13 protein-coding genes and 2 pseudogenes are annotated in these 13,821 nt (G+C 28.8%); all 15 read right to left on the bottom strand.

Translation table 11 applies throughout. The features are described 5' to 3' along the window. Positions 1-280: pseudogene (locus BN899_RS19565) on the bottom strand (glycoside hydrolase family 65 protein); the annotation flags it as partial. Between the two features lie 255 nt (positions 281-535). Next, a pseudogene (locus BN899_RS19560) lies at positions 536-1,275 on the bottom strand (hypothetical protein); the annotation flags it as partial. A 138-nt stretch (positions 1,276-1,413) separates the two neighbouring features. Then, on the bottom strand, positions 1,414-2,670 hold the full coding sequence (locus BN899_RS04320) for an ABC transporter substrate-binding protein (protein WP_052356588.1): 1,257 nt from the start codon (positions 2,668-2,670) through the stop codon (positions 1,414-1,416). Between the two features lie 296 nt (positions 2,671-2,966). Then, on the bottom strand, positions 2,967-4,298 hold the full coding sequence (locus BN899_RS04315) for a glucosidase family protein (protein WP_147568489.1): 1,332 nt from the start codon (positions 4,296-4,298) through the stop codon (positions 2,967-2,969). A 61-nt stretch (positions 4,299-4,359) separates the two neighbouring features. Then, positions 4,360-5,100, bottom strand: a complete 741-nt coding sequence (locus BN899_RS04310; protein ID WP_042273274.1) for a hypothetical protein — start codon at positions 5,098-5,100, stop codon at positions 4,360-4,362. A 53-nt stretch (positions 5,101-5,153) separates the two neighbouring features. Next, positions 5,154-5,978 (bottom strand): carbohydrate ABC transporter permease, encoded by an 825-nt coding sequence (locus tag BN899_RS04305; RefSeq protein WP_042273272.1) that lies wholly within the window; start codon positions 5,976-5,978, stop codon positions 5,154-5,156. An 18-nt stretch (positions 5,979-5,996) separates the two neighbouring features. Beyond that, on the bottom strand, positions 5,997-6,902 hold the full coding sequence (locus tag BN899_RS04300) for a carbohydrate ABC transporter permease (RefSeq protein ID WP_042273271.1): 906 nt from the start codon (positions 6,900-6,902) through the stop codon (positions 5,997-5,999). Positions 6,903-7,051: 149 nt separating this feature from the next. Continuing rightward, on the bottom strand, positions 7,052-7,708 hold the full coding sequence (pgmB, locus tag BN899_RS04295) for a beta-phosphoglucomutase (protein ID WP_042273269.1): 657 nt from the start codon (positions 7,706-7,708) through the stop codon (positions 7,052-7,054). Between the two features lie 35 nt (positions 7,709-7,743). Further along, a complete protein-coding gene (locus tag BN899_RS04290) occupies positions 7,744-10,086 on the bottom strand; it encodes a glycoside hydrolase family 65 protein (protein WP_042273266.1) in 2,343 nt (780 codons plus the stop codon). Between the two features lie 146 nt (positions 10,087-10,232). Continuing rightward, positions 10,233-10,937 carry a substrate-binding domain-containing protein gene (locus tag BN899_RS04285; protein WP_242824072.1) on the bottom strand — a complete coding sequence of 235 codons (705 nt, stop codon included), beginning with the start codon at positions 10,935-10,937 and terminating at the stop codon, positions 10,233-10,235. After that, positions 10,853-11,041 (bottom strand): hypothetical protein, encoded by a 189-nt coding sequence (locus BN899_RS18540; protein WP_052356584.1) that lies wholly within the window; start codon positions 11,039-11,041, stop codon positions 10,853-10,855. The genes BN899_RS04285 and BN899_RS18540 overlap by 85 nt, the downstream gene beginning before the upstream one ends. Further along, complete coding sequence (locus BN899_RS18535) at positions 11,031-11,240, bottom strand: LacI family DNA-binding transcriptional regulator (protein WP_052356583.1); 210 nt, start codon at positions 11,238-11,240, stop codon at positions 11,031-11,033. The genes BN899_RS18540 and BN899_RS18535 overlap by 11 nt, the downstream gene beginning before the upstream one ends. A gap of 261 nt (positions 11,241-11,501) precedes the next feature. After that, positions 11,502-11,747 carry an aldo/keto reductase gene (locus BN899_RS04275; RefSeq protein WP_042273261.1) on the bottom strand — a complete coding sequence of 82 codons (246 nt, stop codon included), beginning with the start codon at positions 11,745-11,747 and terminating at the stop codon, positions 11,502-11,504. Positions 11,748-11,883: 136 nt separating this feature from the next. Further along, positions 11,884-12,645 carry a 5'/3'-nucleotidase SurE gene (gene surE, locus BN899_RS04270; protein ID WP_042273260.1) on the bottom strand — a complete coding sequence of 254 codons (762 nt, stop codon included), beginning with the start codon at positions 12,643-12,645 and terminating at the stop codon, positions 11,884-11,886. A 217-nt stretch (positions 12,646-12,862) separates the two neighbouring features. Then, complete coding sequence (locus BN899_RS04265; protein ID WP_042273258.1) at positions 12,863-13,678, bottom strand: histidinol-phosphatase HisJ family protein; 816 nt, start codon at positions 13,676-13,678, stop codon at positions 12,863-12,865. Positions 13,679-13,821: the final 143 nt, after the last annotated feature.

The following is a 13,821-nucleotide window of genomic DNA, read 5'->3' as shown; positions in this document are numbered from 1 at the left end:
GTGCTGTTCCTGCTGGATAATAAGCTGAAGATTCTTCCCCACTTATAGTTCTCCACGGGAATAATGCTCCTTTATAACTCATTTCTTTTGCTCTATCTTTTGCCTTAGGTAATATAGAATATCTATATTCTAATAATTTTTTTGCTATATTAGGATTAGTGTATATAAAGTGAGGTATTACATAAGTTTCTGTATCCCAAAAATAGTGACCTTCATATCCATCTCCGGTTAATCCTTTTGCTGCAATATTACACTTTCCATTTTTACCAACTGATTGCATAAGGTGGAATATATTAAATCTAATTGCAGCTTGTATTTCATCATCTCCATCGATTATTATATCTGACTTTTCCCAAAACTCATTGTAGTATTTTTCTTGAGATTTTTTATATTCCTCATATTCTTTTTCACATAATCCTTTAAAATAATCTAGCTTACCATTAACTTCATTCTCTAAATCTTGTATATTGTTAAAGTAATAGAAACAATACTTAGTCATATTAGATACTTCATTTTCAACTACTTTAATATTTATATCTTCAATTATATAATTATTATTGTTTTCATCAGATTTTAAGATATCTTTATTTATTAATCCATCAACCTTGCTTTTAACAGATGTTAAAAGAGATAAGTTAGACTTATTAGTGTTAGACTTAACTACTAATAAGTCTTCATTTATGTATTTATCAACTATATTTAAGCTATATTTTAACTCTCCAGAAACTCTTGGGTCATTTTCATCTATATCCCTTAATTTGTCTTTTCTTATACCTGATTTAATATTTACTTCTCCACTAAAGTTAAGTGGCTTTAAACTTAAGTTTATGACCATTAAATTTTCGTATTCCATAGATATTAATCTTTCAATATTTATTAATATCTCTTTCCCACTATTAGTAGTCCACTTTAAGTTTCTGCTTATAATTCCCGTTTTAAATTAAGCTCTCTATTGTGATTTTTTATTATCGATTTTTCGATTTCTAAAGTTTCTCCGTCTATACATAAATATATATTTTTAGGGTTTGGTACTAAAAGTTGAGTTTGACGATTTTTAGCATATCCATAAGCCGATTCACCATATATTATTTCTTCTGTATCATAAAATGCATTTACAAATGTTCCTTCATTTTCTATACTTACGCCTTCTTCTAAACTTCCCCTAGTTCCAAAGTATCCATTTGCTTGTGCAAATATAGTCTCACTTTCATTATAATAATCAAGGTTATTTAAATCATGTTTTATAGTCCATCTACTTATTTTTAATTTACTCATCTTTCTCTCTCCTAAATTTATTTCACATTAAAATAAAGGAGCTGAGCTCTTTTGAGCCAGCCCCTTTATAATATCAACCGCTAAACTTGAGCAACGGACCTGATTTGTAGGTCGTTGGCGACATGAGCAAAGCGAATTTTATTTCATTTGTGATTTTATATCTTTGTTAGCAGTTTCTGTTGCTTTATCCATAGCTTCTTTAACAGTTAAATCACCTAATATAGCTGCTGGCATATAGTTTTTGAATTCTCTATCTACTATCGGAAGAGTTAATCCTTTTTGCCATACTGTTCCGTATTCAGCACCAGCTATATGAGCTTTAAGTATTTCATTTTCATCTACTTTAGTAGCTTCTGTAACTGACTTACGAGCTGGTAACGTTCCACTTCCAGTTGTCCAAGTTGTCATACCTTTTTCACCACTAGCGTAATTTATAAATTTCCAAGCATTTTCTTTATTTTTAGATTCTTTATTCATTGCATATCCTACAGTAAATAATAAATTTGATTTTTCACCTTTATATGTTGGCATTTCTAAAGTTCCATATTTTACATTAGGGAAGTTATCTCTTAAGTGACCTACTACCCAGTTACCTTCTAGCATTATAGCTGAAGCTTCTGAACCGAATGCATCTCCATTCCATCCAAATCCAAGTTCTGATGCTTGCTTAGTTGAACCATTTTTAAATAATGAATCAATTAATTCTAATGTTTCTACAACTTTAGGATCTGATAAGTTTGAGTATCCGTCTTTATCTACTACGTCTGCTCCATTAGCTTCAATGAATCCCATAAGTCTTGCTAATTCTGGGTCTATTGTAGCTGCTTTTTTACCTTCTGGTAATTTAGATTGTAATTCTTTTAAGAATTCTGGCCATTTTTCTAATTCTGTCGGAATATCATCTTTAGTATATCCAGCTTCTTTTAATAAGTTTTCATTATAGTATACTCCTAAAGATGAGTAGTCTTTTGGCATAGCATAAATTTCACCTGATTCATCTTTAAATCCTTCTATTAAGTTTGGATATATATCATTTACTTTAAATTCATCTGTTATATGTTGATTTAAAGGTTCAACTACGCCTGAATCTATTAATTCTGGTGCAACATTAACATCTAGATAAAATACATCTGGAGCTGTCCCACCTATTAGATCTGTTTTTAATTGAGTTTGGTAATCTGTGTATATTTTCTTTTCTACTTTTACGCCAGTTTCTTTTTCAAAATCAGTTATCATTTGTGTTAATGCTTTTTCTTCAGCTGGGTTGCCATTCCATACTCCAATAGTAACTGTTCCTGATTCCTCACTTTTACCACTTCCATTTGAGCTACAAGCTACTAATCCTATACTTAGCATCCCTACCATTAATAATGATGCAACTTTCTTAAATACCATATCGAGTTCCCCCTTAATATTTATTGTCTGTTTGTTATATTTATATAATATCCGAAAACGTTTCGGAGGTCAACACTTTTTCAGAAAACATTTTCCCTTTTTTAATATTTTTTTCATATTAAATTAAAACTTATTATTTAATTTAACAAAATACAACATTGTTTTTATATAATTCTTTATTTTTACTAATCAATTTAGTTATTTGAAAATATCTTCTAATACATTTTTTTCTAAACGATTCGGGTAAAATAAAAAAGAAAAGCATTTGCTTTTCTCTTATTTTTACCAAGTTTTTATTAATTATTAATTTTTATATTCCATCCATTATCATTTTCAATTTTAACTTCTAATTTTCCATTAACTTTATTAATAGATATATTAAATTCATCATTTCCTATTAACATTCTCTTTACTTCTATTTTATCTAATTCATCTGGAAGTGTTGGATTTATCTCTATAGTTTTAGTATATGCATTTGGGCTTATCCCCATTATTCCACCTATTAAAGTCCAGTTAACTCCATAACTTGACCAAGATTGTAAGAAGCAACCTTTATCTGGTAAGTTTTCACTTATAGCTCCAGGCATTGCACAATATAATAAACTTGCTAACTTTTTAGTATATTCAAATGATTCATTAGCTCTTTTATATAAACTTTCAGCATAAGCCATAACTCCTGAAGATATAGACATTGATATATCTAGAGAATATATATCATCACTCTTTTCGTTATTTTCTATATTAATATCTTTTTTAACTCCACATAGCTGAAGTCCATGTTCATTAGTAAATTCAGATGTTTCAAGCCTTTCAAATATACATTTAGCTCTTTTATCGTCTGCAAGTTTTGCTTCAAGAGGGCATACTGTTATCCAGTTTTTCATAAGCCACGGTATATCTTTATTTTCATCTTCACATCTATCAAGTGAAAAATAATGATCCATTTCACTTTTTTTATAGGTATCCATTTTCTCATTGTTAACAAGATGAGGTATTCTTTCTTTCATATCTTTAATACTTCCAGACATATCTGCGTATAAACCTTCATCTTCCATCCAAAACTTTTTCTCTATTTCTTCTTTTATTTGAGGTATTAGTTTTTCACATTTTTTTATTACTTCACTATCGCCTAAAACTTTAGCCATATTTGAAAGTCCTTCTAATGCTTCATAAGTAAGTGTTGCTGTATCTAACATTTCTAAATTAAGTGCATAGAGCTCTATAATTCCGTATCCATCAGCAAGTAAATCACCATCATTATCCATTTCCCCTAATAGCCAGTTAAGTACACCACTTTTACAGTAGTCATACATTTCTTTTATAAAATCAACATCTCCAGTCCATAAAAATACTTGATTAACTGCTTTTACAAAGTGAGGAGTTTCTTGAGTATTACCTTTATTATAAGTTACATCAAATGTAGAAGTTTCGTGAACAATTCTACCATTACCATTCTCTCTATCTGATATTTCTTTTATAAGCCTTAAAGTTTGCTTACATTCTTCGTGTTGTCCCATAGAAAGTGCTGCTGGAATAGTGTAGCATGCGTCAGTTCCAAACCACCATGGGTAATAAGGGAAACCTGCTCCATATCCTCTTCCTAAGCCTGGTATTTCTCTTATCATCATATCTGCATTGTATTTAAGCCATTCACAAGCTTCACTTACTTCTTTGTTATCTATTATTATTTCAGATTTTTTTTCTTATTTCTTCATATCTATTTTCTTTAGCCTCAATTAAAGACTCTAAATTATTTGTAATATTATTTAAAGTAGTTTCAAATTGTTCATAAGATACACTTGAACCAACTATTATAAATCTCAAAGTTTTAACTTCATCTTTTTTAAGTTCTAAATTGTAAGAAAACTTTGCACTTAGAAGTTCATCTTCTGATATATCTACACTAGCATCATCCTTTGCATATATACCAGCAAACCAAGGATTTATGCTATCCTTAAATACGACTTTGTTTTTATTATTATTTTCAAATACTTCATCAGTACCATTTTTAAATCCGGCATCTTCTGCTGTCCAAGTACCTATAACATTTGCTACTGCCTTAAATTCAATCTTATAATTAAAATCACAAATTGCTTTTATACTATAATCAATTACTAAAGCTTCTAAGTCATCTGGTACAAATTCACTTTTAGTTATTTCTATTTTATCACCTAAGAATTTAGTATTAGCTTTAGTCGGCTCTATATTAAAAGATTTCGCTTTTATATTTATCTTTTCATTTTCTTTATAAACACATATACCATACTCATTAAATAACTTTATAGGATGAGCCCATACTCCAGCCATTTCACCTTCAACATGCCATCCCAGTCTAGGAAATTCTCCATCTTGATTAGCTATTGAGTACATTCTATTTCCTACTACTATATATGGATCATTTAAATTTTCAAATTTAGTTATACTGTTCATATTTTACTCCTTTTAATATTTATTAAAACAAAAGACCCTTAAAGGGCCTTTTACTATTTGTCTCCACCTATTCTTACACCTTCCATGAAGTATTTATTAAATATAGCATACATTATAAGTATAGGAGTTATTGTTATCATAGATGCAGCCATTATATAATGCCACTGTGCTGCATATTGGTTTTGAAACATCTGAAGACCTAACGGTAATGTATATTTTTCCGGTGAATTTAAATATAACATCGGCTTCATAAATTCATTCCAGAATGACATAAACACGAATATTGCTTGTGTCCCAAGTGCAGGTTTTGCCATTGGTAATACTATTTTAAAGAATACTTGAGTACGACTAAGTCCATCAAGTGATGCTGCTTCTTCTACTTCTTTTGGGAAGTTTAAGAAAAACTGTCTCATCATAAATATATAAGTTGCATTTATAGCTGCTGGTATTATTACCGCACTAAAACTATTTAACATACCTAAATTCTTTATTATTAAGTAGTTAGGTATTATAAGTATTTGTCCTGGTACCATCATTACTGCAAGTATTATATAAAATAATTGATTTTTCCCAGGAAATTTAAGCTTAGCAAGTGCATATCCTGCCATACTGTTAAATAATAGGTTAAGTAAAGTACCTATTACTGCTATAATTAAAGAGTTAGCAAACCACTTTGTAAAATCAGAACCAGCCGTTAATATATAATTATAGTTGTCTAAACTAAAGTTATCAGAAAATATTGTTAATCCTCCACCAACTATTTCATTATAAGGTTTAAAAGATGCTGCAAGCCCCCAAACAAATGGATATAAAGTTATTAGAGCATATATTATCAGTATCGTATAAACTAATATTTTACCTATTTTTTCCTTTTTCATTTTTATACCTCCCAAAACTTATATATCTTCTTTTTGTAATTTCTTAGCGATTATAGCAACAACAAATATTACTATTGCTAAAACTACTGCTATAGCTGCTGCATATCCCATAGTTCCATTAGTCTTAAATGCATATTGATACATTGCTAATGCTACTGTAAGAGTTGAGTTTTGAGGTCCACCTGATCCATTTGAGAATATATACGCTTGGTCAAATATTTGGAAACATCCAATAAGACCTTGAAGTACAACAAATACTGTTACAGGTGCAATATTTGGAACTGTTATTTTAAAGAACTTTTGTACAGCGTTCGCCCCATCTATTGATGCAGCTTCATATAAAGCGTCTGGTATATCTTGAAGCCCTGCTAAATATATAGTCATGAAAAATGGTACTGTTGACCATATGTTCATTGCCATTATAACTTTAAGAGCAAATTTTGGGTCTCCTGTGAAATTTACAGCCTGATCCATAATACCTGATGAAATTAAAAATTGATTTATTGGTCCATTAACACTAAATAAGAACATAAATATCATTGTAAGTACTGCTGATGATGTTAATGTTGGTAAAAATAAAACAGTTCTTATTAAATTCTTAGCTTTAAGTTTTTGGTTTAATACATAAGCAAGTACTAATGCTACAAACGTTTGTATTGGCACGACTACTATAACGTAACTAAATGTATTTTTAAATGCTGCCCATATACGTTGATCTTTAAATAAGTTTATGTAGTTTTCAAAACCTACAAACTTATAAGATACTTCACCTAACAAGTTAACTCTTGTAAAAGATATAAATATTGAGTACAGCACAGAGAATAATACAAACGTTCCAAGTATAATAACTGTCGGTGTTACAAATCCAAAACCTTGTAACATTTCTCTTTTGCTTTTATCATTTAACTTTTGCGTTTTAAGCATTTCACTAACCCCCTTATATGAATAATAGAAGGGAATACCCTTCTATTATTTCTATAATCATTCATATATATCGAATAATAATTTAGCACTTTGGGCATTTATTCTTTTTCATTATACACCAAAACGTTTTGGTGTTCAATTCTTCTAAGCTATACCATAAGGTTCGATATAGTGTCTTTTAAAATTTTCGTACTTGGTATAACAACATTTGCATGTTGTAGGTTTGTTTCACTCCCTATACCTATTGATAACATATTAGAGTCATTTATAGATGTAACTCCAGCTTCTGAATCTTCAACACCTATACATTCACTAGAATTTAATCCTATAAGTCTAGCACCTTCTAAGAATATATCCGGAGCTGGCTTTCCTACTTTGACACTAGTTGGATCAACTATTACATCAAAGAAAGAACTTAATTCTAATTTGTCTAATATAAGAGGTGCATTTTTACTAGCAGATGCTAATGCTATCTTTATGTTATTTTCTTTTAAATGCTTTAATGTTTCTAATATATTTTCCATAACATCATCAGGAGTTAATTTTTCTAATAATGTTAAGTAATAATCATTTTTACTTTTTGCTAATTCATCTTTTTCATCTTGTGTAAAGTAATTCTCTTTATTACCTTTAACAAGTATCCTCTCTAGAGACTCTCCTCTAGATATACCTTTTAAAGTTTCATTAAACTCTTCATCTATTTCTATTCCTATTTTATTAGCTAAATCTTTCCAAGCTATATAATGATATTCCGCAGTATCAGTTATAACTCCATCTAAGTCAAATATAACACCTTTAAAATTCATATTTTGTCCTCTTTCCTAATTTATATAGTTGCCATTTATCCTAATTTTATAGATATATTGTCATATAATTTGTACTCATTGCCTCTATGAGTAAACACTATTTCTTCGTTATTTTTAGTAGTATTCTCTATTAATAACTCATCTTGACTTACATTTATCTTTAATAAATCTCCATGCCAGTGTAGAGGGAATTCTAACTTATTCCAAGTATTTGGAAGTGTAGGGTTTATTCTAAGTTTTCCATCTATCATTCTAACTCCACCAAATCCATTAACTACACATTGCCATACCCCACCTAAAGATGCTGCATGTATACCTGCATCAGAAGTTTTCATGTTTGGCCCTAGATCTATATCACAAGCTTTTCTAAATAAGTCATAAGACAATTCATTATATCCTAAGTCATTAGCTAAAGTACAATGTGTTGATAAACTAAGTGATGAGTCATGTAAAGTTTTTGGCTCATAATAATCCCAGTTTGCTCTTTTAACTTCTTCTGAGAATAATCCTTCAAGTAATAAGAACATTACCATTATATCTGCTTGCTTAGATACTTGTATTTCGTTAGCTTGCTTCATATTGTAATCTTTGAAGAAACTTCCTATATTAGTTTGATTTTTGTACTTAGTTAAATCGATTATTTCTTTACTTAAGTAAGTATCATCTTGAGGTATTATATTATCTTCGTTTGGCTTTGGAAGATATATTTTATTAATTTTTGAAGCCCACTTTGTGAAGTTTTCATCTAAGTTTAATTTTTCGTTTAATTTATTAAATAAATCAGGTCTATTTTCTTTTAATTCATTGTAGTAGTTCATAGCAAGTTCTAAATTCCACTTAGCTGTGTAATTTGTAAATGCATTGTTGTCTATATGTTCTTTATATTCATCTGGTCCTATTACTCCAATTATTTCAAATATTTGCTTTTCTTCGTTCCATTCAAGTCTTGATTGCCAGAATGTTGCACAGTCAAATATTATTTCGTATCCACAGTTATCCATAAACTCTTGGTCATTACTTGCTTTATAGTAATGCCACGTTCCATATACAACGTCACTTGTTACGTGTATTTCTATAAATCCAGTCCATATCTTTTCAGCTTTTCCAGTTATAACATCAGCTGAACCCCACTCTGGTGTAACTTCACCATCTTCAAGCCATGCCGACTCCCAAGGGAATTGAGCTCCTTCGTATCCATTTTCCTTAGCTTTCTTTCTAGCTCCAGCTAAAGTTAAGTATCTATATTCTAAAAGTGATTTAGCAACTTTAGGGTCTGTGTATATAAAGTATGGTAACATGAATATTTCTGTATCCCAGAAAGTATGACCTTTGTATCCTTCTCCTGATAAACCTTTAGCTCCTATGTTCATTCTGTTATCATGTGCTGGTGTCATAACAACTAAGTGGTATTGAGCAAATCTTATAGCTAATTGTTCATAGTCATTTTGTGAATCTATTTTTATACTACACTTAGACCATATTTTATCTTCCCAAGCCTTTGCCGATTCAGATTGAAGTTCTTCATATCCTATAGTGTATTCTTTCTTTATATTTTCTAGAGAGAACTCTTTTAACTCTTCATAAGATAATTTTTCGCACTCTTTATCTCTTGAAGTAAATACATTAGATATTTTTTCTATTACTAATGTTTCATTTTCTTTTACCGATAAATCGTAGTTATAGTAAACCTTTCTTCTATCCATTACTATTAAGCTGCTTGGTGATACTTCTTCTTTGTTTATTTCAAATTTATGAACTGTATTTGAAACAAAATCTATATTAGACTCTGTAGTCCTTTGAGTGTATTGTATATATTTTGAGTCATAAACTCTTTTTTCACCTTCTGTAAAGTGTTGAGCTCCTGTGTTTGATACTTGACCGTTTATTCCCGATTGTATTTTAACTTCTATATTTTTTTCAAGAGGTGTTATACTAACCTTTTGTCCTATTAAGTGAAGATTTTTAAGCGATACAAATCTTTTAAATTCGAACTTTATTTTTCCAAAGTCTTTATTTGACCATATAAAGTTTCTATTTAATTCTCCAGTTTTTAAATTTAAGTTTCTTGAGTAATTTTTGATTTCACCTTGAAGTAAACTAAATCTTTCTCCATTTATAAATATTGTTATTTCAGTTAAGTCAGCAGCATTTGGAAGTTCTGTAACTTCACCATCAAACTTATTAAAAGTTCCTGCTATTAGCATATCTCTTGTTTCACCAACATACTTTTCCTCTGTTGCAGATCTTAGTCCTAAGTATCCATTACCTAGACACATTATAGATTCACCCTTACCTAGGAATAAAGAATTGAAATCGTTTTCTGAAACTATCCAATTTTTTTCTTGTCCATGACCTAAATCATATTTCATTAAGCTCATATTTACTCTCCCTTAACTTTATTTTATTTGAATTTTAATTTATTTTATAATTATTTTTTAAGTAGGATGATATTGTTTTCATCAACTTATATTTATATATTACCGAAACGTTTCGGATTTGTAAATAAAAAAAGAAAAAATAATAATTATTTTTTCTTTAAAGTAGATTCTTGTTCATATATTTCACATTCTGATTTTAATATTCTCATAGGTATATTTTTGTTTAAATAGTCTATAAGCAGCCCCGATGCCTTATATCCCTTATCATAACTATTTTGTTTTACTGTAGATAGTGTTGGTGTTATGTAATCAACCATATTTATACCATCAAACCCAAATATAGAAAGTTCCTTTGGTATATTAATATTATTCTCTTTTGCTGCAGCAACGGCCCCCATAGCCATTAAATCACTTGCACAAAATATAGCATCTACCCCTTTATTTATAAGTTCTATTGCACAATCTTTTGCTATATCAGCTGAGAAATCTCCATTTTTTATAATAGATTCATCTATATCGAATTTAAAATCATTAAGTGCACATATATATCCACTTTTTCTCTCCATAGATACGTAGGCACCTTCATTACCATTTATTAGACCTATCTTTTTTCTGCCACTTTCTATTAAGCTTTTAACTGCTAAATATGAGTACTTTTCATTGTCTACAACTACCGAACCAACATTATCAGTTAAGTATGGTATATCTATAAGAACCATTGGAAAATCTGACTTCATTAATTCCTTTAAGTTAGGATCATCTCTTTTTATACCACAAAGTATAGCACCGCTAACCCCTCTTTCACGGCAAAATTGTAAATAACTTTTTTCTTCATCATACTTTCTGAATATAAGTATAAAACCACTTCTAAATCATTTTCTGTTGCACAATTAAAAACTCCACTCATAATCCCTATTAACATATCATTACTACTACTTTGCTTTTCAAAATCCAACTACTATTAATGCTATTGAATTATCTGTTTTACTTGCAAGTTTTTTTGCTGCTAAATTTGGAACATACCCTAGTTCATCTACAGCTTTCATAATTATCTTTTTAGTCTCTTCACTTACATCACTGTGATTATTTATAGCTCGTGATACTTGCGTTACAGAAAAACCAGTATATTGAGCGATATCCTTTAATTTAACCATTTTTCCTCCCGAATTAATAATTTATATATAAAACTAGTGTTTTTATAATTATTACATAAATTCCTATTATAACTATATTTATTAATTAATATAGTTATAATAATAACATATTCCGAAACGTTGTCAATAACTCTAACATCACCTTTATCAATAATATTATCTTTAAATTTATATATTTTTTGTAAAATAAAAATAAGCCATACGCCCACCCAACGAATCGTTCGGTAAGGCATATGGCGTTTATCTTAAGAATTATTAAGCTTATGGTAAAACATTACCTGCAGCTTTAAATATATCATACCATTCATATCTTGTAAGAGTTACATCTGAAGCCTTACATATCTCTTTTAATCTCTCTAAATTTGTAGTTCCTACTATTGGTTGCATTTTAGCTGGATGTCTAAGAATCCAAGCTATTACTATTGCACTATTTGTAACATTATATTTTTTTGCAATTTCATTAATTTTTTTATTTAATTCAGGATATTTTTCATTATCTAGAAACACCCCAGAGACATATCTGTATTTGCAATTTTAATATATTTCATTTTGTCTCTCCCCTATTTGATAAAATTATTTTTATATTAATCTTAAGATATATTATATATCATGAAAATATATTATGGTAATATTTTATAGTCTCTTATAAATTTATATCTATTTCCTTTAACCTGTTAACCATACCTAAATTAGTCATTTCTATATTTACAGGTGTAATAGATATATATCCGTTTTCAACAGCAGTTATATCACTATCTTCTTCTTGATTTAGATCCTTAATATCTCCACCTATCCATACATATCTTTTACCATATGGACTTACCCTTTCGTCCATCACATTATCATATTTTCTCTCACCTAATTTAGTTATCTTAAATCCTTTTACTTCAGTCTTTGGTATATTTACATTTAGTATACAGTCATCTAAAAGTTCTAACTTATCTTTCATCGTGTTTATTAGATTCACCACATATTTAGCTGACTTTCTATAAACTTCTTTATCGATATTAAAATCATCATAAGATACAGCAATTGACGGTTTATTTTGAATAAGTCCTTCAATTGCTGCTGATGCTGTTCCTGAGTATACTACATCAGTTCCTAAGTTTGGTCCATTATTTATTCCACTTAATACTAAATCTATATTAACATCTTTAAATAAAGCTTCTATTCCAACTTTAACACAATCAGCTGGAGTTCCAGATATTGAGTATGCCTTTATATTTTCATCTATAAATTCATCATTTACCATTATTGGGTTATGTATTGTTATAGCATGTCCTGTTGCACTTTTTTGACTTTCTGGTGCTACTACATAAACATTTGCTATATTTGATATTTCCTTAGCTAGTTCTATTATTCCGTCTGCTCTTATTCCATCGTCGTTTGTTATAAGTATATTCATAATAATCTCCTTATCTTTTTATTAGTTATATTATAAAGCTTTACCTTATATGTATGCATAAATATTTCAACTAAATTTTATATAAATATAATATCAAATTTTTAATAAAAATAGACCATATACCTTAGCTAACAAATTCTTCACAAAAGTATATGTTTTTTTAAATACTCACTTATATTTATACGATTTTACTTTATTTGTAATTTAGTACAACGATTTATAAGCTGTATATAATATCTTTATTAAGAGTTAAAAATTGAGCCTTTCTCCCTCTATATAAACATATATGTTTAAACCCTAAAGACTCTAAGATAGAATAAGACTTATCAAAATCCCTACACACATCAATTGCTCTATGAGAATCAGATCCTAGTGTAATTATTTCTCCACCTAGTTCTTTATATCTTTTTAATATATCAATTTTAGGATGTGTTGCATCTAAATTATATCGATATCCAGATGAATTCACTTCTATTCCTTTTCCTGAGTCAATTATACTTTTTAGCAATCTATCTATTACATCTTTATAATCATTATAAATTATTTTATTATCTTCATATTTTCCATATCTAACTATATAGTCTAGGTGTCCATATGTGTCATAGTTATTAAATTCTTTAGTAGTTTTTATTATACTTTCAAAATATTTTGTATAAGCTTCTTCTTTACCTAACCCTTTAAAAAACTCAGATTGAACTAGTCTTTGCTTATCTACTCTGTGAGTTGAACATAACACGAAGTCAAAAGGATTTGAACTTAGGACATCCTCTATCTTATCTTTTATATAGCTTTGATATCCAACCTCTATTCCTATTAGTAGATCTATATCTTTTTTGTATTTTTCTTTATACTCTTGTATTTGCTTAACATATTCATTGCAATCCAAGCTGAATTTAGTATCACGATACTCTAAATGGTCTGTAAATGTTAAATACTTAACACCTATATTTATAGCTCTTTTTATAACATCTTCCATATTGTCTTTTGCATCACTTGAAAAATGTGTATGAATATGATTATCTAATATATTCATATGAAACCTCCTTTTATAAATTATTCTACTTATCTATTATAGTACTTTTATAAATTAAAATTTAAATCTATGTAAAATAAATACCCATTTATAGTAATTTTATACTTGGTAAGATTTAATAAAAATAAAAACCATATATATAA

This window comes from Faecalimicrobium dakarense, from assembly GCF_000499525.1.
Lineage (GTDB): Bacteria > Bacillota > Clostridia > Peptostreptococcales > Peptostreptococcaceae > Faecalimicrobium > Faecalimicrobium dakarense.
This window is presented reverse-complemented; position numbering and strand designations above follow the sequence as displayed.